Genomic DNA, 22,435 nt, shown 5'->3' on the forward strand with positions numbered 1-22,435 from the left:
AAGCTGGCCGAGGGTTACTCGGTGGCCAGTACTCCGCGACGCACCTGGTCGCGTTCGATCGATTCGAACAGTGCCTTGAAGTTGCCTTCACCGAAACCGTCGTCACCTTTACGCTGGATGAATTCGAAGAACACCGGCCCCATCAGGGTTTCCGAGAAGATCTGCAGCAGCAGGCGCTTGTCGCCGGCTTCCGAAGAACCGTCCAGCAGGATGCCTCGGGCTTGCAGTTCCTTGACCGGCTCGCCGTGGTTCGGCAGGCGGCCTTCGAGCATCTCGTAGTAGGTGTCCGGCGGCGCGGTCATGAAGCGCATGCCGATCTTCTTCAACGCGTCCCAGGTCTTGACCAGGTCGTCGGTGAGGAAGGCCACGTGCTGGATGCCCTCGCCGTTGAACTGCATCAGGAACTCTTCGATCTGCCCGGCGCCCTTGGACGATTCCTCGTTCAGCGGGATGCGGATCATGCCGTCCGGGGCGGTCATGGCCTTGGAGGTCAGGCCGGTGTATTCGCCCTTGATGTCGAAGTAGCGGATCTCGCGGAAGTTGAACAGCTTCTCGTAGAAACCGGCCCAGTAGGCCATGCGGCCGCGGTACACGTTGTGGGTCAGGTGGTCGATGATCTTCAGGCCCGCGCCTTGAGGGTTGCGGTCCACGCCTTCGAGGAACACGAAGTCGATGTCATAGATCGAGCTGCCTTCACCGAAACGGTCGATCAGGTACAGCGGCGCGCCGCCGATGCCCTTGATCGCCGGCAGGTTCAGCTCCATCGGGCCGGTTTCAATGTGAATCGGCTGGGCGCCCAGTTCCAGGGCCCGCTTGTAGGCCTTCTGCGAATCCTTGACCCGGAACGCCATGCCGCACACCGACGGGCCGTGTTCGGCGGCGAAGTACGAGGCGACGCTGTGGGGTTCGTTGTTGAGGATCAGATTGATCGCACCCTGGCGATACAGATGCACGTCTTTTGAACGATGGGTCGCGACTTTGGTGAAACCCATGATCTCGAAGATCGGTTCGAGGGTGTTGGGGGTGGGCGATGCGAATTCGATGAATTCAAAGCCCATCAGGCCCATTGGGTTTTCGAAGATATCTGCCATGGTTGGCGCCTCATCATATTTTTAGAATTAACGGATCGTTAGTTGCTATCAATGCTGAGGAAGGCCGGTGGCGCACAGGAGATGCCTCGCACGCTGCGGGCAAGGAAGTCACCGTAGATCAGTTGAAACCCGAGAATCTTCATTTCGACCCTGTCTTACAGGCTGGGGGGCGAGGCTTCTGCTGCCAGAAGACTTTATTATTGTATGCGTAACCGGATTCTACACAGCGTAAAAGCCTTTGTCCGCTTTCTCTATAAAATCGCCTTTTTTGCCCGGCCCGCAAGGGGTTTGTTGCACTGATAGATGCCGCCCAGAATCAGCACCCCGCCCAGCCCCATCATCAGGCTCAACGGCTCGCCCAAGAGCAGCGCACCGAGCATCACCGCGGTCAGCGGGTTGAGGGCGATGAACACCCCGGCACGGGTGGCGCCGATGCGCCGCAACCCGTCGTAGTAGCCGATGTAGGCCAGCGCCGAGCCCAGCACCCCCAGGTACAGCAGGCTCAGGCCCTGGACCGGGTTCAGCCGGGCGATGGCCGGCAGGTCGAACTCGCCACGCAGCCAGGTCGCGCTGCACAGCATCAGGGTGCCCAGCAGGATCGAGTAGGTGACGGTCTGCAAGGGTCCCAGGCGCTGGTTGAGGTCCCGGGACAGCAACGAGTACAGGCCCCAGCCCAGGACACAGCCGAGGATCAGCAAGTCGCCCTGCCAGCCGCCGGCCGGGGACTCCAGGGCCGCCGGATCCCGGCTGCAGATCACCAGCGCGGCGCCACTCAGGCACAGCAGGATGCCCAGCAATTGGCGCCGGCGCAGGCGCTCCTTGAACAGGGCCCAGGCGCCCAGGGCGATCACCGCCGGATTCAGCGCCACGATCAGCGAAGCGCGGGAGGCACTGACCTGTTGCAGGCCGACGAAGAAGCACAGGTTGTAGAAAAAGATGCCGCAAAACCCCAGCACCGCCAGTTGGCCGAACTGGCGCAGGCTGGGACGCACCAGAGGAATGCCGGCCGCGGCCATGCAGCCGAGCAAGGCCAGGCTGGCGAGCGCGAAACGCAGGCTGGCCAGGAGCAAGGGGGAAAGCGCGCCAGCCAGATAGCGGCCGGCGACAAAGGTGCCGCCCCAGATCATGGTCACCGCCGCCAGTCTGCAATAGACCGCCAGGTCCCCGTGGTTGGCCGCCAAGGGGCCGTTGATACTGCTGTCGCTCATGGTCGTGACGCTCTGTGCCGGTGGATTTGTGCCGCCGGGCAATTCTTTGTCTAATGATCGATCATCGTAAAATGAGCTTTTACTCATGACCCTGACCCAACTGGAAATCTTTTCCCGGGTGGCCGAGCTTGCCGGTTTCACCAGCGCCGCCACGCGCCTGGGTATCAGCCAGTCGGCGGTATCCCACGCCATCAAGTCCCTGGAGCAGGAACTGGGGGTGGAGCTGTTCCGCCGCCATCAAGCCCAGGTCGAACTCACCGACATCGGGCGCCAGCTCCTGCTGCGGGCCCGGGCCATGCTGGGGCTGGCCGCGACCCTGGAACAGGAGGCCGCCGATGCCCGAGGCATGAAGCGCGGCACCCTGCGCATCGGTTCGTTCGGTCCCACCTCCTCCACGCGCCTGTTGCCGCAGATCCTTGGGGAGTACCGCAAGGCGTATCCCGGAATCGAGGTGCATATCGACGAGGGGCCGGACCGCCAGGTCCTGCAATGGCTGGAAGAACGGCGGATCGACCTGGGTTTCGTGGTGCTGCCCGAGGAGCGTTTCGACACCTTCCCCCTGCTGGAGGACCAACTGGTGGCGCTGATTCCCGCGGCCCATGCCCTGGCCCGGGAGCGGCAGGTGCGCCTGGATCAACTGTGTCACGACCCCTTCGTGCTGACCGAGGCCGGTTCGGCGGAACTGGTGTCACGCTTGTTCGTCGGTGCCGGCTTGCGCCCCAACATCCGCTACCGCAGCTCGCAGTTGCTCAGCACCCTGGAAACCGTGGCCCGGGGCGAGGCCGTGAGTATCCTGGCCGAGCTGTCCCTGCCTGCGGCCATCGATGCCCGTTATGTCAGCCGGGCCCTGGCGCCAGCGGTGCGGCGCCAGGTGGGGATTGCCGTGCTCGATCAGCGCCAGTCGTCGCCGGCGACCCTGGCCTTCATTGGTCACGCGCAACGCCTGTATGGTCAGACAAAGCCGTCTATCCTGCGGTGATCGAAACACGCCACAAGAGCGTCGCGCCCGCGGCCACGGTCGGATTCTCAAGCCTCCCCTCCTCTGCCACAGGTCCGATCCATGCCCTTGACCGCCAAAGGTCCACTGAAACGCTCGACCCGTACCCTCTGGACCTTGCTGGCCACTGTCCTGCCGATTGCGCTGGGCGCCGTCATCCTCTATGCCCAGGCTGAGCGAACCCTGGAGCGCAGCAGCCTGGAAACCGCCGAAGAAGCCATTCGCCAATTCGACCTGATGCTGGACAACACCGATATCGCCGCCAAGGCGCTGCTGCCCCTGGTGGGCCAGGATTGCGACGCCGCGCGGCAACTGGCCCTGCGTGATCAGGTCACGCGCCGGCCCTTCGTGCGCTCGACCAATCTGGTGTGGCGCAACAGCAACTATTGCAGCTCGTTGCTGGGCAGTTACGCGGTGCCACTCGATCCCCAGGATTATGTGGATGGCCGACTCTGGCTGATGGACGGCAACCCCATCACGCCCAATACGGCGTTGCTGATCTACCGCTGGAGCGAGGGCGAGCGCGCGGTCCTGGCCACCATCGACGGCTACCACCTGGCCAACGCCCTGCGCCTGATCAGCCGCTTTGCCGACCTGCAGCTGCAGGTGGGGGCGCACTGGCTGTCCAGCGACGGCCAGGTCCACGCGGGTGCTGCGCCCCAGGCGGCGGTGGCCAGCCAGCACCTGACCTCGGCGCGCTATCCCTACAGCGTCAGTGCCGGCTTTCCCCCAGGGGATGTCTGGCACTACATGAAAAGCCAGTACCCGGCGCTATTTGGCCTGCTGGTGTTCCTCGGCGCCGCCACCGGCGTCCTCGCCCACTGGCTGCAGAAGCGCTCCGCCTCCCCCAGCCAGGAGCTGCGCCGGGCGCTGGACGCCCAGGAGTTCATTGCCTATTTCCAGCCAGTGGTGCGCGGCGACAGCCTGCAATGGGCCGGGATTGAAGTGCTGATGCGCTGGCAACACCCCAAGGAAGGGCTGGTGCGTCCTGATCTGTTCATTCCCTTCGCCGAGCATTCGGGGCTGATCGTGCCCATGACCCGCTCGCTGATGCAGCAGACCCGGAAAGCCCTGGCTCCCCACGCCAGGCACTTCAGCGACGGCTTTCATATCGGCATCAACATCACGGCCAGTCATTGCAACGATCTGCAGTTGCTGGACGACTGTCGGGATTTCCTCGCGGCCTTTGCGCCGGGCAAGGTGATTCTGGTGCTGGAGCTGACCGAGCGCGAGTTGATCAAACCCACGGCCATCACCCAGCAGCTGTTTGCCGCCCTGCACGAACTGGGCGTGATGATCGCTATCGACGACTTCGGCACCGGGCATTCCAGCCTGGCTTATCTGCGCCAGTTCAATGTCGACTACTTGAAGATTGATCAAAGCTTCGTGGCCATGATCGGTGCCGATGCCCTGTCCCTGCATATACTCGACAGCATTATCCAACTCTCGGCCAAACTCGATCTGGGTATAGTCGCCGAAGGCGTAGAAACCACCGAACAGCGCGACTATCTGGTCGCCCAAGGGGTAGATTTCCTACAGGGTTATTTATTTGGCCGACCGATGCCCAGTAGTGAATTTGTTGCCGTTCTAGCGCGCCATTAAATAGCCATACCAGAACAACAAGTACTCGAATTGACAACTCGCAAGCTGCAGCAATTTGAATCATTCGGCCAATACCGAGGCAAACAAGAACAACCTGATTTACTCCGCCGCCATTAACTACTACAATTTTTCACGCCTGTTCATGATTCACAGGTAGGCCACTTAATCGAACCTTAATCGGCTCATGGCTTATAGCTTTGTTTGTGGTTTGTATCAGCCAAAATAGACTATTGGAGTGAAGATATTGTCCAGACTTGCTGAATTTCGTGCTGCAGAAAAAGCACTTCAAGAACAGCTCGCGCAGCTTGAATCCCTGAAGAATGACGCCGGACTCAAAAAGGAAATCGAGTTCGAAGAGAAGCTCCAGGCCCTGATGAAGTCCTATGACAAGAGTCTGCGTGACATCATCGCAATCCTTGATCCAAACTTGGGCAAAACCGGCCTGCCTCCGGCCAACGCCCCTAAGCAGCGGCGCGCACGAGTGGTCAAGGTTTATCAGAACCCGCACACCGGCGAACTGATTGAAACCAAAGGCGGCAACCATCGCGGCCTGAAAGCCTGGAAAGAACAGTATGGCGCCGCCACTGTGGATTCCTGGCTGCGCGCTTGAACAAAGCCGCCACCTGAAAAAGGCCCTGCATATGCAGGGCTTTTTACATTGATAAGAATATTCTTATTACGACTTGCATCTAAGACCGCCTTCAGCACCGATGGCCGGCATTTTCACCGCACCCGACGACTGCAAGCCCGCCAGGGATTGTGCCTTGCAACAACAGCCTCACTGCAACTTCAGACTTAATACCTTTCCGCCAACCCACCCTCGACCTGAGAAAGCAAACCGGCAGCTTCAGAATTTTCCTCAAAGTTTAAGGCTATTTCGTACAGCTAGTATTTCGTCCCGACTATCAGCATAAGCCTGTGCCTGGCCGGCGTATGAAAGTACATAAGCCTTATTCCCATCCACAGCGGCCACCAATGTTTGCGACAACACATGCCGGCCATTCTGGGTAATGGTGCAAGTGGTCTCCTGGGCTTGCAGGCGACTCAACTGTGCCGCATGAATCTTGTTACAGACACTCTGATAACCGCCTCGGGCAAAGTCCTTCTGCACGGATTTGCGCATCTCCAGTAATACCCCCTGAAGATTGACTACATGCCCGCTGTCGACTTGCGTCATGGTCAACTCCATGACCATCTGCGGATTGCCGGCGGCATCGTTTTTCACCGCCCGCTGACGGGAAACCTCGGCCGCCGGATCGCCCTCCTGCGCAGGCACCGGCTCCACCGTCCAGCCTTGCGGCCAGGCGACTTGTGGCGCGGCCTGGACAAAGCCGGCAAACGCCAGCACAAACAGGGCCGCGACCCGGGGGTTGAACGATTCGATCATGGATTTGCACACCAGGGAAACGGGCCTGGAAGTCTGAGCCCGACGCCAGGAATGGGCAATAGATCAGGAGCTTTGGGTTTGGCGTCATGGCGTCCGGTTGCGTATCATTGCCCGATCCCAACGACGCCTGAACCCTTGCCAGCCAAGGGCCGGTTCGCCTTCGCCCACAACCTTTGCCGCACTTTTTCCTGGAGGGCCCATGAGCCTCGAACAACTCAACACTTTCCCCGGCGTGACCGCCCAACCGGATGCGGCGACCGCACGCTTCGTGTTCAACCACACCATGTTGCGGGTCAAGGACATCACCCGCTCCCTGGATTTCTACACCCGGGTCCTGGGCTTCTCCCTGCTGGAGAAACGCGACTTTCCCGAAGCCGAGTTCAGCCTGTACTTCCTCGCCCTGGTGGACAAGGCGCAGATCCCGGCGGACGCCGCGGCCCGTACCCAGTGGATGAACGCCATCCCCGGCGTCCTCGAACTGACCCACAACCATGGCACCGAAAACGATCCGGACTTCGCCTACCACAACGGCAACAGCGACCCGCGGGGCTTTGGCCACATCTGCATCTCGGTCCCTGACGTCGTTGCCGCCTGCGAACGCTTCGAAGCCCTGGGCTGCGACTTTCAAAAACGCCTGAGCGACGGCCGCATGAAGAGCCTGGCCTTCATCAAGGACCCGGACGGCTACTGGGTCGAGATCATCCAGCCCACCCCGCTGTAACCCGGGTTACACAGGCGCTGGCTCGCCAGCGAAGGCCTGGTAGAGCACGGCGCCAGGCCCAAGGGCCTGCTCCGTGACACGCAAGCGCCCCACCCTGCAAAACGCCAATAAAAAACCCCATGAGCGAAGGCTCATGGGGTTTTGTGTTTCCACTGCGGGCTTATGCCGGGGCTGAAGTGCGGATCAGGTGATCGAAGGCACTCAGAGAGGCCTTGGCGCCCTCGCCCACCGCGATCACGATCTGCTTGTACGGCACCGTGGTCACGTCTCCGGCGGCGAACACCCCAGGCAGCGAAGTCTCGCCACGGGCATCGACAATGATCTCGCCACGGGGCGACAACTCGACGGTGCCCTTGAGCCAGTCGGTGTTGGGCAGCAAGCCGATCTGCACGAAGATGCCTTCCAGGTCCACCGTGTGGAACTCGCCCGAATCGCGATCCTTGTACGCCAGGCCGGTGACCTTCTGCCCGTCGCCCTTGACTTCACTGGTCAGGGCACTGGTGATGACCTTGACGTTGGGCAGGCTGTAGAGCTTGCGCTGCAACACCGCATCGGCCCGCAGTTTGCTGTCGAACTCAAGCAAGGTCACGTGGCTGACGATACCCGCCAGATCGATGGCCGCTTCGACGCCGGAGTTGCCGCCACCAATCACCGCCACGCGCTTACCTTTAAACAGCGGACCGTCGCAGTGCGGGCAGAAGCACACGCCCTTGGCCTTGTATTCCTGCTCGCCGGGCACGCCCATTTCACGCCAGCGGGCACCGGTGGCCAGGATCACCGACTTGGCCTTGAGGCTGGCACCGCTTTCGAACTGGATCTCGTGCAGGCCGCCGACCTCCTTAGCCGGCACCAGGGCGCTGGCACGCTGCAGGTTCATGATGTCGACGTCGTACTGCTTGACGTGCTCCTCCAGCGCCGCCGCCAGTTTCGGCCCTTCGGTCTCTTGCACCGAGACAAAGTTCTCGATGGCCATGGTGTCCAGTACCTGGCCGCCGAAACGCTCGGCGGCAACCCCGGTACGAATGCCTTTGCGAGCGGCGTAAATGGCGGCCGACGCCCCGGCCGGTCCACCGCCGACCACCAGTACATCAAAGGCCTCTTTGGCGCTGAGCTTCTGCGCCTGCTTCTGCACCGCGCCGGTGTCGAGCTTGGCGAGGATTTCCTCCAGGCCCATGCGTCCCTGGCCGAAGTTCACACCGTTGAGGTAGATGCTCGGCACCGCCATCACCTTGCGCTCATCGACTTCGGCCTGGAACAGCGCGCCGTCAATGGCCACGTGGCGGATGCTGGGGTTGAGCACCGCCATCAGGTTCAGCGCCTGGACCACGTCCGGGCAGTTCTGGCAGGACAGCGAGAAGTAGGTCTCGAAGTTGAACTCGCCCTTGAGCGAGCGGATCTGCTCGATCACTTCAGCGCTGGCTTTGGAGGGGTGCCCGCCTACTTGCAACAGGGCCAGCACCAGGGAAGTGAATTCGTGCCCCATGGGAATACCGGCGAAACGCAGGCTGATATCACTCCCCGGACGATTCAACGAGAACGATGGCTTGCGCGCATCGGTGCCGTTGTCGAGCAAGGTAATCTGGTTGGAAAGACTGACAATGTCTTTGAGTAACGCAAGCATTTCCTGGGATTTCGCACCGTCGTCGAGGGAGGCGACGATCTCGATCGGCTGGGTGACCCGTTCCAGGTATGACTTCAACTGAGCTTTAAGATTGGCGTCCAACATACGGGCGATTTCCTATTGATTCGGTATAAAAAACAACGCCCGAGCGAATCTCGCCCGGGCGTTATTTGAGGGCGGTGCGGCTGACTTAAGTGCGGATGACCGCCCTTGAATGAAGCATGGACTTAGATCTTGCCGACCAGGTCCAGGGACGGAGCCAGGGTGGCCTCGCCTTCTTTCCACTTGGCTGGGCAGACTTCACCCGGGTGCGCGGCAACGTACTGAGCGGCCTTGATCTTGCGCAGCAGCTCGGAAGCGTCACGACCTACGCCGCCATCGTTGATTTCAACGATCTTGATCTGGCCTTCAGGGTTGATCACGAAGGTGCCACGATCAGCCAGACCGGCTTCTTCGATCAGCACGTCGAAGTTGCGCGAGATGGCCAGGGTCGGGTCGCCGATCATGGTGTACTGGATCTTGCCGATGGCTGGCGAAGTGTTGTGCCAGGCAGCGTGGGCAAAGTGGGTGTCGGTGGAAACGCTGTAGATCTCAACGCCCAGTTTCTGGAATTCGGCGTAGTTGTCGGCCAGGTCTTCCAGCTCGGTCGGGCAGACGAAGGTGAAGTCAGCCGGGTAGAAGAATACGACGGACCATTTGCCTTTCAGATCAGCGTCCGACACTTCGACGAATGCGCCGTTTTTGAATGCGGTGGCTTTGAACGGTTTAACTTGGCTGTTGATGATAGGCATCGTTGACTCTCCATCAGTGGTTGAAAACGTTGGGTGAAAACTTGATGGGGAGAATCCTAGCCAATCGGTCGCCGCTTGGCTCATTGGCAAACCTGATGCCAACGATTGGTTTTGGCTATAAGGCTACCGTATTGATAGAAAAAACCTTTGATCACTGGCGCACAGGTTTCTCGTCGATGCGCGCCATGCCCATGAATGGATTGACCTCCAGGTAACGCATGGCGGACTTCATGTCCTTCCAGCCGACATAGCTCATCAGCGACTTCAGGTCCCAACCGCTGCGATGCGCCCAGGTGGCAAAGCCCCGGCGCAGGGAGTGACTGGTGTAATGCTCGGCGGCGATGCCGGCGCGCTCCAGGGCCTGGCGCAACAGGGGAATCACGCTATTGGCGTGCAAGCCCTGCTCACCCAGGTGGCCCCAGCGATCGATCGCGCGAAACACCGGGCCGCGAACCAGGGCCGCGGCATTGATCCATTCGATGTAGGCCTGCACCGGACACAGGCGTTGCAAGGCCGGTGTGTGATAGGTGCGACCAAGGTTGTCGCGGTCGCTCTTGCTGCGCGGCACATAAAGGCTGATGCCGGATCCGGCGCTGGCCTGCACATGCTCGATCTGCAGGCGGCACAGCTCATCACTGCGAAAGCCTCGCCAGAAACCCAGCAGGATCAACGCCCGATCGCGCAGCGCCCGCAACAGGTCGGCCTGACGTCCGTCGCCGCGGGCCGCCGCTGCCTCGCCATCGAGCCAGGCAATCACCCGCTCCAGGTGCTGCAACTGCAACGGCTCGGCCTGTTTTTCGCGAACCGGGTGCACCGCGCGAATCCCCTTGAACACCTGACGCACCACCGGCGCCTTGGTCGGGTCGGCAAAGCCCTGGCTGTTGTGCCATTGGGCCAGGGCCGAGAGGCGCAACTTCAAGGTATTGATCGACAGTTCACCGGCATAGGCCACCAGGTAGCGGGCCACGCTGTCCGCGGTGGCCGGCAGGAATCCGCCCCACTGCACCTCGAAGTGCTCGATGGCCGCCCGATAACTGCGACGGGTGTTATCGCGGGTGGCGGCTTGCAGGTAACGATCCAGCTCACTCATGGCAGCTCCACTGAGGCAAATGTACGGCGACCAGAGACGAAAACCGACCGCCGCGCCTGTCACACGGGGTAATACTACAATATCCAATGTCAAATTTACGCTATCGGATGCGTCTTTCTACCTGTACAATTATCGATAATTACATACCACGTATCACAGTATTAAATCGTCGGAGGACACATGGCTCGCGGAGGCATTAACAAAGCGGTGGTGAAAAAGGCGCGCCAGGCGATTCTTGCCCGCGGCGAACACCCGAGCATCGACGCGGTACGCATAGAAATGGGCAATACCGGCTCAAAAACCACCATCCACCGCTACCTGAAGGAGCTCGACGATGGCAGCACTCGCCGGGAGGGCGGCCCGGTAGCGCTGGACGAGGAACTCGGCGAACTGGTCGGGCGCCTGGGGCAGCGCCTCCAGGAGCAAGCCCGGGAACCCCTGGAACAGGCCCTCGCCCACTCCGAACAGCAGAAGCAGGCATTCGAACAACAGCTGGAGCAAGCCCGGCGCACAGAGGAGCAGCTGCAACAGCAACTGCAGATCCAGGCCAGCGCCCTGGCCGGTGAAAGTGCCGCACTGCAAGACACGCGTTCGATGCTGCAGAGCGAACAGACCCGCAATGCCGAGCTCAACCAGGCACTGAAGGACTACGACCTGCGCCTGGAAGACAAGGAGCAGCAGATCCGCTCCCTGGAAGACAAGCACCTGCACGCCCGGGACGCCCTGGAACACTATCGCGCCGCCAGCAAGGAACAGCGCGAGCAGGAGCATCGCCGTCACGAGGGCCAGCTACAGCAGCTGCAGGCCGAACTGCGGCAAGCCCAGCAAAGCGCCCTGGTTCGCCAGGACGAAATCACTCAACTGCATCGCGACAACGAACGCCTGCTCGGCGAGCAACGGGCCAGCCACAAGGAGCTTGTGCAAGCCCAGGAAGCCGCCAGCAAGGGTGCAACCCAGCAGGCACAACTGCGCGAGCAACTGACACGCCTGGACAGCGCCAGCACCCTGCTGCAGGAACGCCTGCGAGTGGCTTCGGAGGAGATGCAGGCACTCAGGGAAAGAGCCGATGAGCAGACTCGTCTGAGCAAGGAGATGGAATTGCGCGCCGCCAAGGCCGAGGCCGGCCTCGAGGCGCTGCGCCTGGCCTCCGCCAGCAAGGCGAAGGCAGGCAAGAAAGCCGACTCCTGATCAGTCGGCGACAGGCGTACGCATGGTGACGAACTCTTCGGCGGCGGTCGGGTGCACGCCGATGGTTTCGTCGAAGTCACGCTTGGTCGCCCCGGCCTTCAGAGCAATCGCCAGCCCCTGGACGATTTCACCGGCGTCCGGACCGACCATGTGGCAGCCCAGCACTTTGTCGCTGTCGGCATCCACCACCAGCTTCATCAGGGTGCGTTCCTGGCAATCGGTCAGGGTCAGCTTCATCGGCCGGAACCGGCTTTCGAAGATCTGCACCTTGTGCCCCGCTTCCCGCGCCTGCTCTTCGGTCAGGCCGACGGTGCCGATATTCGGCAGGCTGAACACCGCCGTAGGGATCATCCGGTAATCCACCGGGCGGTACTGCTCGGGCTTGAACAGGCGCCGAGCCACGGCCATGCCTTCAGCCAGGGCCACCGGGGTCAATTGCACCCGGCCGATCACATCGCCAATCGCCAGGATCGATGGCTCGCTGCTCTGGTACTGCTCATCCACCTCGATAAAGCCACGCTTGTCGAGTTTGACCCCGGTGTTCTCCAGGCCCAGGTTGTCGAGCATCGGCCTACGCCCGGTGGCGTAGAACACGCAGTCGGCGACCAGCTTGCGACCATCCTTGAGCGTGACCTCAAGACTGCCGTCGGCCTGCTTGTCGATACGCTCGATGTCCGCGTTGAACTGCAGCCCCAAGCCCCGCTTGGTCAGCTCTTCCTGCAAGTGCTTGCGCACCGCACCGTCAAAGCCGCGCAGGAACAGATCACCGCGATACAGCAGCTGGGTGTCGGCGCCCAGACCGTGGAAAATCCCGGCAAATTCCACCGCGATGTAACCACCTCCCACCACCAGCACGCGCTTGGGCAACGCCTTGAGGAAGAAGGCCTCATTGGAGCTGATGGCATGCTCGCGCCCCGGGATGTCCGGGATCTGCGGCCAGCCGCCAGTGGCAATCAGAATGTGCTTGGCGGTGTAGCGCTGGCCATTGACCTCCACCTGATGCGGATCGATCAGCTTGGCGTGGCCTTCGTGCAGGGTCACGCCGCTGTTGACCAGCAGATTGCGGTAGATGCCGTTGAGACGATTGATTTCGCGGTCCTTGTTGGCAATCAAGGTCGCCCAATCGAAATGGGCCTCGCCAAGGGACCAACCGAAACCCGACGCTTGCTCGAAGTCTTCGGCAAAGTGTGCGCCGTACACCAGCAGCTTTTTCGGCACACACCCGACGTTGACGCAGGTACCGCCCAGATAGCGGCTTTCGGCCACCGCAACTTTCGCGCCGAAGCCCGCCGCAAAGCGTGCACAACGCACACCGCCGGAACCGGCGCCAATTACATAAAGATCAAAATCGTAGGCCATTTCACTCTCCCAGGCAGGCTGACAAGCATAACCGCAGATGGCGATCGGGTCAGCGCAGTGGATTGACATAAGGGCGCCCAATGAAAAAGCCACCCGAAGGTGGCTTTTTCCGACAAACCCGTGCAGCGACTATCAGTAAGCCTTGCCGGTCTTGTAGAAGTTCTCGAAGCAGAAGTTGGTCGCGTCGATGTAGCCCTCGGCGCCACCGCAGTCGAAACGCTTGCCCTTGAACTTGTAGGCCATTACACAGCCGTTCTGCGCCTGCTTCATCAGGGCGTCGGTGATCTGGATTTCCCCCCCCTTGCCCGGCTCGGTCTGCTCGATCAGGTCGAAGATGTCAGGAGTCAGGATGTAACGACCGATGATCGCCAGGTTCGACGGCGCATCTTCCGGCTTTGGCTTCTCGACCATGCTGTGGACGCGGTAGATGTCGTCGCGGATCATCTCGCCGGCGATCACGCCGTACTTGTTGGTTTCCTGCGGGTCGACTTCCTGAATGGCCACGATCGAGCAGCGGAACTGCTTGTACAGCTTGACCATCTGGGTCAGGACACCGTCGCCTTCGAGGTTGACGCACAGGTCGTCCGCCAGCACCACGGCGAAGGGCTCGTCACCGATCAGTGGGCGGCCGGTCAGGATCGCGTGGCCCAGGCCTTTCATTTCAGTCTGGCGAGTGTAGGAGAACGAGCACTCGTCCAGCAGTTTGCGGATACCGACCAGGTATTTCTCCTTGTCGGTGCCCTTGATCTGGTTTTCCAACTCGTAACTGATGTCGAAGTGGTCTTCGAGGGCGCGCTTGCCACGGCCGGTCACGATGGAGATTTCATTCAATCCGGCATCCAGCGCTTCTTCAACGCCGTACTGGATCAGTGGCTTGTTCACCACCGGCAGCATTTCTTTAGGCATGGCTTTAGTCGCTGGCAGGAAGCGAGTACCGTAACCGGCTGCTGGGAACAAGCATTTCTTGATCATATGAGTCCTTAAAAAGGCTGTGCGTGCGAGTTTCGGCGCAGTCTAATCAGGCGGCGTGCACCTTACAATGCCCCGCGCTGGCTAACCGCTGCCATCATAGAGAAATAAAGCGCCAGATAGTTCCGTAGCATCCATCAGTTAGCGCTCAAGGTAAACGTCCATCCCCCCGCAGGCCTTGAAATCCGGCGCCTGCACGCCGCACCCAGGCACCGGACGACACACGGCCGCAGCGATCCGGAACCCCCTCCTAAAGCCCATGCCAGGCGCGACTGATGGCACCGTCAATCGCCATCAGCCACTCCGTGGGCTGCTTGCGGAATATCCCGCCTATCGAGCAACGGCACTTTTCAGCAGCGGCGGCGGACTAAAGGGATGCGCTGTACCGAAATGGCCATTGGCTATAGCATCGCCACACTGATGCACAGCCCCAAGATCCCCTCCTCTGCAGACGACGAAACCCCCATGAACAAGCTTCTCGCAGTTACCGCGGTACTGGCTCTGAGCGGATGCGCCACCGCCTCCAATACTTACCTGGCCAATGGCGAGCAGGGCCTGAGCATCGATTGCTCCGGAGAGGCCGGCTCCTGGGCCAGCTGCTATGAAAAAGCCGATGCCTCCTGCGCCGGTACCGGCTATCGGATCGTCAGCACCGAAGGCACCCCGGCCCCCAAGGAAAGCGACAAGACCCTGGGCGTCGATGTCGGCAACTACAAGAGCCGCAGCGTGGTGGTGGTCTGCAAGTAGCGGACGGACGCCCGCTACATATGAATTTCGGCGAACTTGATGCCCAGGCCACGAATGGTTTCGATCAAGTCGTCGAGGCGGGCAAAGGACTCCACCTCGTCGCTGTCATCCACCAGAAAATAGCTGCGCCCGGCGCTTTTCTTGAAGAACACGATCCATTCCCCGGAATTGGCCGGGTTCTGGATCACATGGGTGGCAGAGATCGAGCCCTCTGCATGCTTTTCCCTGACGTGTTCCCGCTTCATGCTCTCTCCCAAAAAAACGATGCCGCCAGGGCGTGAGCCCAGGCGGCATCGGTAACGATAGGCGCTAGTTTATCGGATGCCCTGGCCGATCAGCACGCCTTCTACGGTCTGACCGTACAAATTTACCCCGTCATTGGCGTGAAACTTGACCCGGGTCTTCTCGATCGAGCCCTCCACCAGGCGCGGATCCTGAGGTCGCTCATGACTGTTGACGAAGGCCGCCACGTCCCAAGCCTGCTGATCGCTCAAGCTGCCGCCCTTGCCCAGGGGCATGTTGTGCTTGATGAAGGACGCCGCCGTATTGATCCGGTGCATCCCCGCTCCCCAGTTATAGGAGTCCTTGCCCCACAGCGGCGGCATGACGTAATCGGCCCCGACCTTCTGCCCCTGCCCCTGTTCACCATGGCAGACCGCGCATTGCGCCTGATACACCGCAGCCCCCTGCTTCAGGTCATACCCCTTGGCCGGCTGGGCCACATCGGGATAGCCGCGGCCGGGCAGTTCGACACCCAGCGGGGCCTTGCTCGCCAGCCAGTAGGCATACACCGATAGCGCGGTAATCTCCGGACTGTCGGCCGCCGGCGGCTGACCACCGTTCATGCTGAACTGAAAGCAGCCCTGCAAGCGCTCGGCAAAGGTGTTCACCTTGTCGTTCTTCTTGCGGTAGGCGGGGTACATCGGATACGCGCCCCACAGTGGCGCGGAGTTGGCCAGGCGCCCCTGATCGAGGTGGCAGTTGCTGCAATTGAGTCCATTGCCCACGTATTGCGGCGCGCGGCGCTTGGTGTCGACAAACAGCGCATGGCCCTCGCGCACCAGCTTGCCGTAGGCATTGTCCGGCAACTCGCTTTCGGCGGGCGGCCTGAAATACTCGGCCTGGGGCGAGGCGCTGGGCGCCGGTATCTGCGACTGATCTTCCATGGCAATGCCCGCGGCGTGTACCTGGGCGGCGAGCAACGCCAGCAACGGCCCGGCAATCAATAGTTTCATGGCCGCGCCTCCTGGGTTTTCAATTGAGCAAAGTAGTCCGCCACCGCCGTGACCTCGTCGCCAGTCAGGGATTTGGCGACATGCCCCATCAGGTCATTGGGATCGTTGTGACGAGTGCCGTCGCGCCAGGCGTTCAACTGAGCCACCAGGTAACTGGCGGGCTGTCCGGCCAGCGGCGGAAATGCCACGCCCACACCGACACCACCCGGCCCGTGACAGCTGACGCACTCGGGCACTTGACGCTCCCAGGCACCGCGCAGGGCCAGGCGCTCGCCAACGCCGCTGGCGCTCTGGCTGCGGTGGGTCTGCGGGGTCTGTGGTCCGGGCATGGCCGCCAGGGTCGCGGTGACCGCGGCAATTTCCTCTTCGCTCAGGGCCTTGGCCAGGGGCTGCATCACCGGGTTGCTGCGGGCGCCGCTGCGAAAGTCGTGCAACTGCTTGGCCAGGTAGCCCGCCGGCAACCCCGCCAGACGCGGAAAGCCGGCAGGCGCCAGCCCCATTGCATCAGCACCGTGACAAGCCAGACAGGCCGTGGCCCCTGGCTGGGCGCCACCCTGGGTGAACACCTTCTGGCCGTCGGCGGCAGAGGCAGATTGTATGAACAGCAGCATCAGGCCACTCAATAGCATCCGATCCAGTGGGATCATATGTACTCCATTATTCTAGTTATATGCTTAGACCCAGCCGGCATAAGCGCACAAATAGTAGGGCAATAGATCCACAGCGACAATGCGCAACAGCTGCCTGTGCCACTGCAGGCAGGCCGCTGTCGCGCCGAACGGACGCGGCCCAGCAGGGAGGTTTGAACCGGCCAGCGCCTGAGGCACCGGCGAAAGACAGTCCAGGACACGCCTGGGCCTGGACGCTCAACCGGAGATGCAGGCCTCCCCCGCCTTGCGCACGTCCTGAGGACGCAAGGGGTTGTTGGACATCTGTTCGTGCAGCTTGATGCTGCTGCCCCCGGAGCGCTCATCGATGTAGAACACCGCCGCCGGCGCCGACGACAGGCTCTGGGGCACGATCACCCGATACCCGTCCTTGTGCGGCTCGACCTGCAATGCACCGCGACTGCCGGAGAGCTTGCCGCTCAGGCACTGGACGTACTCCTGGGGCTTCTTGCCGGAGATGACGCTCAGGGTCGGCGGCGTCTGGTTGATGTCCGAAACCGTCGCGCAGCCACTGATGGCCAACAGCACAATCCACACCCAGCGTTTCATAACAAACCTCCAATAAATGCCCCTCCGACAGCAACGGCGCTGTTTTTCTCCGGAGGCACGGCTTTATCGCCGATAAAAATCCAAATAACTGTTTTAAATTGTCAAACCCCGACGCGGGGGCCGAATAATACCCCGTTGGGCCTGATAAACTGCGCCATCGCCCACGCACCTGTTTTGTTTTTTTGTAGCTATAGCCCTTCTGGAGGCGCCCATGAAATTCATCCACCAGCGCGAGCACCTGAACGAAGACGATATCGTCGTCATCGAATGCTCCCAGGTCTGCAACATTCGCCTGATGAGCGACGCCAACTTCCGCAGTTTCAAGAATGGCGGCCGCCACACCTATCACGGCGGCGCTTTCGACAAGTTTCCGGCGAAGATCACCGCCCCCAGCACCGGCTTCTGGAACATCACCATCGACACCGTCAACCGGCGCCCGATCAGCGTGACACGCAAGCCGAACCTGAGCCACTCGATCCGCATCATTCGCCGTTCCAGCTCGAAACTGCGTTAAGCCACAGCCCTTCTGCGACAACAGGTAATCCCGTGCCCCAGACCACCAAGTACGTCATCAAATACAAGCTCAACGGTGAGCGCCGCTTCGAATTCGCCCAGCTGGAAAACGGCACCCAGGAAGAGGCCCGGGCCACCCTGGAAGCCCTGCATGGTCAGTCCGGCGACGTGATCAGCGACGTCAGCGTCAGCAAGGCCCTGTAATTCCCCCACCACGGATTCGAGCGCAAGCAGCGGAGTGCGCACTGGCCGGCCGAGCCCCAGACTGCCCGGGATATCTCCGCCCCAGGACACTCGCGCCATGCCCGCTTTCTCGCTTCACCAGCGTCTGCAACAACTGGACTGGGCCCGCATCGCGCAGGCCCTGGACCAGGACGGCTGCGCCCGCCTCGAAGGCCTGTTGACGGCCCAGCAGTGCCAGGCCCTGTGCGACCTGTATCCGCAGCCCGAACTGTTCCGCTCGAAAGTGCTGATGGCCCGCCATGGTTTCGGGCGCGGTCAGTACCAGTACTTTGGTTATCCGCTGCCGGAGCCGGTGGCCCAACTGCGCCAGCAGCTCTATCCCCATCTGGTGGAGCAGGCCAACCGCTGGAACCAGGACATGCACATCGACGTCCGCTACCCGGCAGAACATTCGGCGTTCATCCAGCGCTGTCACGCCGCCGGCCAGTGGCGCCCCACGCCGCTGTTGCTGCAATACGGCCCTGGGGACTACAACTGCCTGCATCAGGACCTGTACGGCGAGCAGGTGTTTCCCTTGCAGGCGGTGTTCATGCTGTCCCGGCCAGGAACCGACTTCACCGGCGGCGAACTGGTGCTCACCGAGCAGCGCCCGCGCATGCAGTCCCGGCCACAGGTCATTGGTCTGAAGCAAGGTGATGGGCTGGTTTTCGCCGTGCATCATCGGCCGGTAAAAGGCGCGCGCGGGCATTATCGGGTGACCCTGCGCCACGGGGTCAGCCGCGTGCACAGCGGCCAGCGCCACACCCTAGGAGTGATCTTTCACGATGCCTTGTAACCCTGACGCCCCGATCAATCTCGGGCTCTTTGCCGAAAGCGACCTGCTGCAGCCGGCACGTACCCAGGTGCTGGGCCCCCAGGCCCGGGTCTTGCGGGGCTTTGCCCTGCCCTGGATCGAACGCCTGCTGCCCAGGCTCCACGAAGTGCTGGCGGCGGCTCCCTTTCGCCAGATGATGACGCCGGGCGGCCATACCATGTCCGTCGGCTTGAGCAGTTGCGGCCAGCTGGGCTGGACCACCAACCGCAGCGGCTACCGTTACAGCGCCATCGACCCGCAAAGCCTGCGGCCCTGGCCGGCAATGCCCGAGGTGTTCCGGCAACTGGCCGAGCACGCGGCACAAGCCGCCGGCTTCAACGACTTCAATCCCGACTCCTGCCTGATCAACTGTTACCGCCCCGGCGCCAAAATGTCCCTGCACCAGGACCGGAACGAACGCGACTTCAACGCGCCCATTGTCTCCCTGTCACTGGGGTTGCCGGCGATCTTCCTGTTTGGCGGCCAGCAGCGCAGCGACAAGAGCCAGCGGGTGCCGCTGCTCCACGCTGACGTGGTGGTCTGGGGCGGCGTGGACCGCCTGCGCTATCACGGGGTGCTGCCGCTCAAGGACGGCACTCACCCGGAGCTTGGCCGACAGCGGATCAACCTGACCTTTCGCCACGCCGGTTGAACGCGAAAATTCAAGCGCAAGCCGCGGAGTGCCGGGCAGGCCCCAAGGGATTAATCTGGCCGCCATTCCCGGCCGAGGACCGATCATGAATGCCCCATCGCGCAAACAGCGCATCGAACAGGACCCACGCTGGCAGGCCGTGCTCAAGCGCGACGCCAGCGCCGATGCGAGCTTCGTCTACGCCGTGCGCACCACCGGCGTGTACTGCCGCCCCAGCAGCCTGTCGCGACTGCCGAAAGCGGAAAACGTCGAGTTCTTCGATAACGCCCAACAGGCCGAAGCCGCAGGCTATCGGCCGAGCAAACGCCAGGCCAGCGACCAGACCCAGGTCGCCGCCCACCACGCGGCGATGGTGGCCGAAGCCTGTCGGCAGATCGAGCGCGCCGAATCGGCCCCCAGCCTGGAGCAACTGGCGCAGCACGCGGGCATGAGCAGCTACCACTTCCACCGGGTGTTCAAGGCCGCCACCGGACTCACGCCCCGGGGCTATGCCAACGCGCAGCGCTCACGCAAAGTCCGCCACCACCTGGAGAACGGCCACTCGGTGACCGACGCCTTGTACGACGCCGGCTTCAACTCCAACAGCCGCTTCTATGAGGCCGCCGACCAGTTGCTGGGCATGAAGCCCAGCGACTACCGCGCCGGCGGCCCCAACACCGATATCCGCTTTGCCGTGGGCCAGTGCTCCCTCGGAGCGATCCTGGTGGCCCGCAGCGAACGCGGGGTCTGCGCCATCCTCCTGGGGGACGACCCCAACCAGTTGGTGGAGCAACTGCAGGACAAGTTTCCTCGGGCCAACCTGTTGGGCGCCGACGCTGATTTCGAGCGTCTGGTGGCCCGGGTGGTGGGCTTTATCGAAGCGCCGGCCATTGGCCTGGATCTGCCCCTGGACCTGCGCGGCACCGCGTTCCAGGAACGGGTGTGGCAGGCCCTGCAGAGCATTCCCGCCGGCAGCACCGCCAGCTACGCCGAGATCGCCCAGCGCATTGGCGCGCCCAAGTCCATGCGTGCGGTGGCCCAGGCCTGTGCCGCCAACTGCCTGGCGGTGGCGATCCCCTGCCACCGGGTGGTGCGCAGCGACGGCAGCCTTTCGGGCTACCGCTGGGGCGTGGAGCGCAAGCGTCAGTTGCTGGAACGCGAGGCGCTGCCCGAATCCTGAATGCCGATGTAGATGGCCACCGAGTCGGGGCTGGTATAGACCTCGAAATCCGTGGCGAAGGCGCGACGGACCTGGGGATTGTCCTGGAAGTAGGCCCAGATCAGGCCCCAGGCCTGGATCACGCAATCGGGCATCGCGCCCTGGGCGCTGAACACCAGGTAGTCACCGCCCTGGATCTGCACACTGGGGTAATCGGCGCCGGCGTCGCTCACCGCCACCCCGGCCATCACGTCGAACGCCCCCAAGGCATCGGACTCGTAGTTGGAATAGACGCCATAGACGAACGAGTCCGGTTGCCGCGAGGCGATCTTGTTGAACAGGTCTTCGACATAAAAACGTTGCCACATCGGCCCGATCCGGGCGCTGTCTGCCTGTTGCTCCGCGGCGTTGCAGGTTCGTACTTGCAGGCCTGCAACACGAAAGGGCAGTACTTCGCGCAGTTTTACATCCATGGTCGGCGTTCCTTTATGGGGCGGTGAGGAAAAATATCCGCCGCAGTCTAGCGTCGGATAGACGCTGCCGACAGTCGCCGACACGGTCGCTGTATCGGTGGTCGACGCGTCTATTTGGGCCCGGGTTGAAAAGTCAGCTGGCCGCACAGCGCCCTGGCCTGATAAAAACCTCGGGGCGCCCCGCCCAATCCTGCCGACGGAGAACCCTTTCACATGAGCCACTGGACCGATCGCCGCCTCCTCGACCTGCTGGACATCGAACTGCCCATCATCCAAGCCCCCATGGCGGGGGCCACCGACGCCGCCATGGTGATCGGCGCCAGTCGCGCCGGCGCCCTGGGCTCGCTGCCCTGCGCCATGCTCGGGCCGGAACAGATTCGCCTGGAGGTGCAGACCATCCGGGCCGCCTGCCGTCATCCGCTGAACCTGAACTTCTTCTGTCATTCGATGCCCGCCGTCGACCTCGAGCAGGAGGCACGCTGGAAAGACGCCCTGAAACCCTACTATCAGGAGCTGGGGGCGGATTTCGACGCCCCGACGCCGGTCAGCAACCGTGCGCCCTTCGATGAAACCAGTTGCCAACTGGTGGAAGAGCTGCGCCCCGAAGTGGTGAGTTTTCACTTCGGCCTGCCGGCACCGGCGCTCCTGGCGCGGGTCAAGGCCACGGGGGCCAAGGTGCTGTCTTCGGCCAGCACCGTGGACGAGGCGCTGTGGCTGGAAGCCCGCGGCTGCGACGCGATCATCGCCATGGGCTACGAAGCCGGCGGCCATCGGGCGATCTTCCTCAGCGATGACCTCAACACCCAGGTCGGTACCATGGCCCTGGTGCCGCAGATCGTCGATGCGGTGCAGGTGCCGGTGATTGCCGCCGGCGGTATCGGCGACGCTCGGGGTATCGTCGCCGCCCTGGCCCTGGGCGCCTCGGCGGTGCAACTGGGCACCGCCTACCTGTTCACCCCGGAAGCCAGGATCAGCGCCGCCCATCACCGGGCCCTGCGCACCGCCAAGGACAGTCAGACCGCCCTGACCAACCTGTTCACCGGCCGCCCGGCCCGCGGCATCGTCAACCGGGTGATGCGTGAGATCGGTCCCATCAGCCCGCTGGCTCCGGCCTTTCCCCGCGCTGGCGGCGCCTTGATGCCGCTCAAGGCCAAGGACGATGCGGACTTTGCCAATCTGTGGTCCGGCCAGGCCCTGCGCCTGGGCATCGAGCTGCCGGCCTACGAGTTGACCCTGCGCCTGGCCGAACGGACGCTGGCCCAGTTGAACAGACGCTGAGGAACAGGGCCGCGACGGCGATCGCGGCCCTGTGCATTGGGGGCAGGCTCACGGTTCCGCTTGCGGGCGATACGCTATATATTCCGCTATACAGCGCTTGACCTCGCCTGGCTGCACAGGCC

At 62.3% G+C, this 22,435-nt stretch carries 25 protein-coding genes; 12 read left to right on the top strand and 13 right to left on the bottom strand.

The features are described 5' to 3' along the window. Positions 1 to 14: 14 nt before the first annotated feature. Both hppD and PST29_RS17025 read right to left on the bottom strand, forming a co-directional pair. A complete protein-coding gene (gene hppD / locus PST29_RS17020) occupies positions 15 to 1,091 on the bottom strand; it encodes a 4-hydroxyphenylpyruvate dioxygenase (RefSeq protein ID WP_016968663.1) in 1,077 nt (358 codons plus the stop codon). A 251-nt stretch (positions 1,092 to 1,342) separates the two neighbouring features. Then, on the bottom strand, positions 1,343 to 2,299 hold the full coding sequence (locus PST29_RS17025) for a DMT family transporter (protein ID WP_060843800.1): 957 nt from the start codon (positions 2,297 to 2,299) through the stop codon (positions 1,343 to 1,345). 85 nt (positions 2,300 to 2,384) lie between these two features. Between PST29_RS17025 and PST29_RS17030 the strand changes: the two genes are divergently transcribed. From PST29_RS17030 to PST29_RS17040, 3 genes are all read left to right on the top strand, one after another. Then, positions 2,385 to 3,278, top strand: coding sequence for a LysR family transcriptional regulator (locus PST29_RS17030; RefSeq protein WP_060843801.1), 894 nt, complete (start codon positions 2,385 to 2,387; stop codon positions 3,276 to 3,278). Positions 3,279 to 3,359: 81 nt separating this feature from the next. Continuing rightward, complete coding sequence (locus PST29_RS17035) at positions 3,360 to 4,898, top strand: EAL domain-containing protein (protein WP_060843802.1); 1,539 nt, start codon at positions 3,360 to 3,362, stop codon at positions 4,896 to 4,898. Positions 4,899 to 5,142: 244 nt separating this feature from the next. Further along, positions 5,143 to 5,508 (top strand): histone-like nucleoid-structuring protein, MvaT/MvaU family, encoded by a 366-nt coding sequence (locus PST29_RS17040; protein WP_060839599.1) that lies wholly within the window; start codon positions 5,143 to 5,145, stop codon positions 5,506 to 5,508. A gap of 249 nt (positions 5,509 to 5,757) precedes the next feature. Here the strand turns inward: PST29_RS17040 and PST29_RS17045 are convergent, their stop codons facing one another. Beyond that, entirely contained in the window at positions 5,758 to 6,285 is a 528-nt protein-coding gene (locus PST29_RS17045; protein ID WP_060843803.1) for a DUF4946 domain-containing protein, read from the bottom strand. 199 nt (positions 6,286 to 6,484) lie between these two features. Here PST29_RS17045 and gloA point away from each other — a divergent pair, with 199 nt between their 5' ends. Next, the gene (gene gloA / locus PST29_RS17050; protein WP_060839601.1) at positions 6,485 to 7,006 is read left to right on the top strand and encodes a lactoylglutathione lyase; all 522 of its coding nucleotides are present in this window, start codon (positions 6,485 to 6,487) and stop codon (positions 7,004 to 7,006) included. Between the two features lie 160 nt (positions 7,007 to 7,166). On the opposite strand, the gene ahpF is transcribed toward gloA, so the two are convergent. From ahpF to PST29_RS17065, 3 genes are all read right to left on the bottom strand, one after another. Continuing rightward, on the bottom strand, positions 7,167 to 8,732 hold the full coding sequence (gene ahpF / locus PST29_RS17055) for an alkyl hydroperoxide reductase subunit F (RefSeq protein WP_060843804.1): 1,566 nt from the start codon (positions 8,730 to 8,732) through the stop codon (positions 7,167 to 7,169). A gap of 122 nt (positions 8,733 to 8,854) precedes the next feature. Next, positions 8,855 to 9,418: an alkyl hydroperoxide reductase subunit C gene (gene ahpC, locus PST29_RS17060; protein ID WP_011061677.1), complete on the bottom strand. Its 564-nt coding sequence runs from the start codon at positions 9,416 to 9,418 to the stop codon at positions 8,855 to 8,857. 151 nt (positions 9,419 to 9,569) lie between these two features. Continuing rightward, positions 9,570 to 10,508: a site-specific integrase gene (locus PST29_RS17065; RefSeq protein WP_060839603.1), complete on the bottom strand. Its 939-nt coding sequence runs from the start codon at positions 10,506 to 10,508 to the stop codon at positions 9,570 to 9,572. Positions 10,509 to 10,688: 180 nt separating this feature from the next. Here PST29_RS17065 and PST29_RS17070 point away from each other — a divergent pair, with 180 nt between their 5' ends. Then, positions 10,689 to 11,696 (top strand): DNA-binding protein, encoded by a 1,008-nt coding sequence (locus PST29_RS17070; protein ID WP_060843805.1) that lies wholly within the window; start codon positions 10,689 to 10,691, stop codon positions 11,694 to 11,696. Here PST29_RS17070 and gorA read toward each other — a convergent pair whose 3' ends face one another. Together gorA and galU are read right to left on the bottom strand one after the other, a co-directional pair. Next, positions 11,697 to 13,055, bottom strand: a complete 1,359-nt coding sequence (gene gorA, locus PST29_RS17075; protein WP_060843806.1) for a glutathione-disulfide reductase — start codon at positions 13,053 to 13,055, stop codon at positions 11,697 to 11,699. A 132-nt stretch (positions 13,056 to 13,187) separates the two neighbouring features. Beyond that, positions 13,188 to 14,027: a UTP--glucose-1-phosphate uridylyltransferase GalU gene (gene galU / locus PST29_RS17080; RefSeq protein ID WP_011061681.1), complete on the bottom strand. Its 840-nt coding sequence runs from the start codon at positions 14,025 to 14,027 to the stop codon at positions 13,188 to 13,190. Between the two features lie 462 nt (positions 14,028 to 14,489). Between galU and PST29_RS17085 the strand changes: the two genes are divergently transcribed. After that, positions 14,490 to 14,771, top strand: coding sequence for a hypothetical protein (locus PST29_RS17085; RefSeq protein WP_060841957.1), 282 nt, complete (start codon positions 14,490 to 14,492; stop codon positions 14,769 to 14,771). A gap of 14 nt (positions 14,772 to 14,785) precedes the next feature. Here the strand turns inward: PST29_RS17085 and PST29_RS17090 are convergent, their stop codons facing one another. The 4 genes from PST29_RS17090 to PST29_RS17105 form a co-directional block, all read right to left on the bottom strand. Beyond that, complete coding sequence (locus PST29_RS17090) at positions 14,786 to 15,016, bottom strand: hypothetical protein (RefSeq protein ID WP_016964159.1); 231 nt, start codon at positions 15,014 to 15,016, stop codon at positions 14,786 to 14,788. Positions 15,017 to 15,085: 69 nt separating this feature from the next. Then, positions 15,086 to 15,937: a c-type cytochrome gene (locus tag PST29_RS17095; RefSeq protein ID WP_375136268.1), complete on the bottom strand. Its 852-nt coding sequence runs from the start codon at positions 15,935 to 15,937 to the stop codon at positions 15,086 to 15,088. 65 nt (positions 15,938 to 16,002) lie between these two features. Next, positions 16,003 to 16,653 (bottom strand): c-type cytochrome, encoded by a 651-nt coding sequence (locus tag PST29_RS17100; RefSeq protein WP_060843807.1) that lies wholly within the window; start codon positions 16,651 to 16,653, stop codon positions 16,003 to 16,005. Between the two features lie 219 nt (positions 16,654 to 16,872). Next, positions 16,873 to 17,223 carry a hypothetical protein gene (locus PST29_RS17105; protein WP_060839608.1) on the bottom strand — a complete coding sequence of 117 codons (351 nt, stop codon included), beginning with the start codon at positions 17,221 to 17,223 and terminating at the stop codon, positions 16,873 to 16,875. Positions 17,224 to 17,434: 211 nt separating this feature from the next. Between PST29_RS17105 and PST29_RS17110 the strand changes: the two genes are divergently transcribed. The 5 genes from PST29_RS17110 (at position 17,435) to ada (ending at position 20,583) form a co-directional block, all read left to right on the top strand. After that, complete coding sequence (locus PST29_RS17110) at positions 17,435 to 17,737, top strand: DUF1883 domain-containing protein (RefSeq protein WP_016964155.1); 303 nt, start codon at positions 17,435 to 17,437, stop codon at positions 17,735 to 17,737. A 32-nt stretch (positions 17,738 to 17,769) separates the two neighbouring features. Next, positions 17,770 to 17,940 (top strand): hypothetical protein, encoded by a 171-nt coding sequence (locus tag PST29_RS32255; protein WP_164990718.1) that lies wholly within the window; start codon positions 17,770 to 17,772, stop codon positions 17,938 to 17,940. A 97-nt stretch (positions 17,941 to 18,037) separates the two neighbouring features. Next, positions 18,038 to 18,754, top strand: a complete 717-nt coding sequence (locus PST29_RS17115) for a 2OG-Fe(II) oxygenase (RefSeq protein ID WP_060843808.1) — start codon at positions 18,038 to 18,040, stop codon at positions 18,752 to 18,754. After that, positions 18,744 to 19,424: a DNA oxidative demethylase AlkB gene (gene alkB / locus PST29_RS17120; RefSeq protein ID WP_060843809.1), complete on the top strand. Its 681-nt coding sequence runs from the start codon at positions 18,744 to 18,746 to the stop codon at positions 19,422 to 19,424. The genes PST29_RS17115 and alkB overlap by 11 nt, the downstream gene beginning before the upstream one ends. Before the next feature lie 85 nt (positions 19,425 to 19,509). Then, a complete protein-coding gene (gene ada, locus PST29_RS17125; protein WP_060839611.1) occupies positions 19,510 to 20,583 on the top strand; it encodes a bifunctional DNA-binding transcriptional regulator/O6-methylguanine-DNA methyltransferase Ada in 1,074 nt (357 codons plus the stop codon). On the opposite strand, the gene PST29_RS17130 is transcribed toward ada, so the two are convergent. Next, complete coding sequence (locus PST29_RS17130) at positions 20,547 to 21,035, bottom strand: GyrI-like domain-containing protein (protein WP_060839612.1); 489 nt, start codon at positions 21,033 to 21,035, stop codon at positions 20,547 to 20,549. The genes ada and PST29_RS17130 overlap by 37 nt on opposite strands. Positions 21,036 to 21,248: 213 nt before the next feature. On the opposite strand from PST29_RS17130, the gene PST29_RS17135 reads away from it, so the two are divergent. Then, positions 21,249 to 22,313 carry an NAD(P)H-dependent flavin oxidoreductase gene (locus tag PST29_RS17135; RefSeq protein ID WP_060839613.1) on the top strand — a complete coding sequence of 355 codons (1,065 nt, stop codon included), beginning with the start codon at positions 21,249 to 21,251 and terminating at the stop codon, positions 22,311 to 22,313. Positions 22,314 to 22,435 lie beyond the last annotated feature (122 nt).

Origin of the sequence: Pseudomonas sp. St29, assembly GCF_001547915.1 — a bacterium.
GTDB lineage: Bacteria > Pseudomonadota > Gammaproteobacteria > Pseudomonadales > Pseudomonadaceae > Aquipseudomonas.

Coding starts and splice junctions, on each gene's coding strand:
- ada (WP_060839611.1), top strand. CDS start 19,510: ATGAATGCCCCATCGCGCAAACAGCGCATCGAACAGGACCCACGCTGG.
- PST29_RS17065 (WP_060839603.1), bottom strand. CDS start 10,508: ATGAGTGAGCTGGATCGTTACCTGCAAGCCGCCACCCGCGATAACACC.
- PST29_RS17110 (WP_016964155.1), top strand. CDS start 17,435: ATGAAATTCATCCACCAGCGCGAGCACCTGAACGAAGACGATATCGTC.
- ahpF (WP_060843804.1), bottom strand. CDS start 8,732: ATGTTGGACGCCAATCTTAAAGCTCAGTTGAAGTCATACCTGGAACGG.
- PST29_RS17105 (WP_060839608.1), bottom strand. CDS start 17,223: ATGAAACGCTGGGTGTGGATTGTGCTGTTGGCCATCAGTGGCTGCGCG.
- gloA (WP_060839601.1), top strand. CDS start 6,485: ATGAGCCTCGAACAACTCAACACTTTCCCCGGCGTGACCGCCCAACCG.
- ahpC (WP_011061677.1), bottom strand. CDS start 9,418: ATGCCTATCATCAACAGCCAAGTTAAACCGTTCAAAGCCACCGCATTC.
- PST29_RS17025 (WP_060843800.1), bottom strand. CDS start 2,299: ATGAGCGACAGCAGTATCAACGGCCCCTTGGCGGCCAACCACGGGGAC.
- PST29_RS17130 (WP_060839612.1), bottom strand. CDS start 21,035: ATGGATGTAAAACTGCGCGAAGTACTGCCCTTTCGTGTTGCAGGCCTG.
- galU (WP_011061681.1), bottom strand. CDS start 14,027: ATGATCAAGAAATGCTTGTTCCCAGCAGCCGGTTACGGTACTCGCTTC.
- PST29_RS17045 (WP_060843803.1), bottom strand. CDS start 6,285: ATGATCGAATCGTTCAACCCCCGGGTCGCGGCCCTGTTTGTGCTGGCG.
- PST29_RS17030 (WP_060843801.1), top strand. CDS start 2,385: ATGACCCTGACCCAACTGGAAATCTTTTCCCGGGTGGCCGAGCTTGCC.
- PST29_RS17135 (WP_060839613.1), top strand. CDS start 21,249: ATGAGCCACTGGACCGATCGCCGCCTCCTCGACCTGCTGGACATCGAA.
- PST29_RS17090 (WP_016964159.1), bottom strand. CDS start 15,016: ATGAAGCGGGAACACGTCAGGGAAAAGCATGCAGAGGGCTCGATCTCT.
- PST29_RS17100 (WP_060843807.1), bottom strand. CDS start 16,653: ATGATCCCACTGGATCGGATGCTATTGAGTGGCCTGATGCTGCTGTTC.
- PST29_RS17115 (WP_060843808.1), top strand. CDS start 18,038: ATGCCCGCTTTCTCGCTTCACCAGCGTCTGCAACAACTGGACTGGGCC.
- hppD (WP_016968663.1), bottom strand. CDS start 1,091: ATGGCAGATATCTTCGAAAACCCAATGGGCCTGATGGGCTTTGAATTC.
- PST29_RS17085 (WP_060841957.1), top strand. CDS start 14,490: ATGAACAAGCTTCTCGCAGTTACCGCGGTACTGGCTCTGAGCGGATGC.
- PST29_RS17035 (WP_060843802.1), top strand. CDS start 3,360: ATGCCCTTGACCGCCAAAGGTCCACTGAAACGCTCGACCCGTACCCTC.
- gorA (WP_060843806.1), bottom strand. CDS start 13,055: ATGGCCTACGATTTTGATCTTTATGTAATTGGCGCCGGTTCCGGCGGT.
- PST29_RS17095 (WP_375136268.1), bottom strand. CDS start 15,937: ATGGAAGATCAGTCGCAGATACCGGCGCCCAGCGCCTCGCCCCAGGCC.
- alkB (WP_060843809.1), top strand. CDS start 18,744: ATGCCTTGTAACCCTGACGCCCCGATCAATCTCGGGCTCTTTGCCGAA.
- PST29_RS17070 (WP_060843805.1), top strand. CDS start 10,689: ATGGCTCGCGGAGGCATTAACAAAGCGGTGGTGAAAAAGGCGCGCCAG.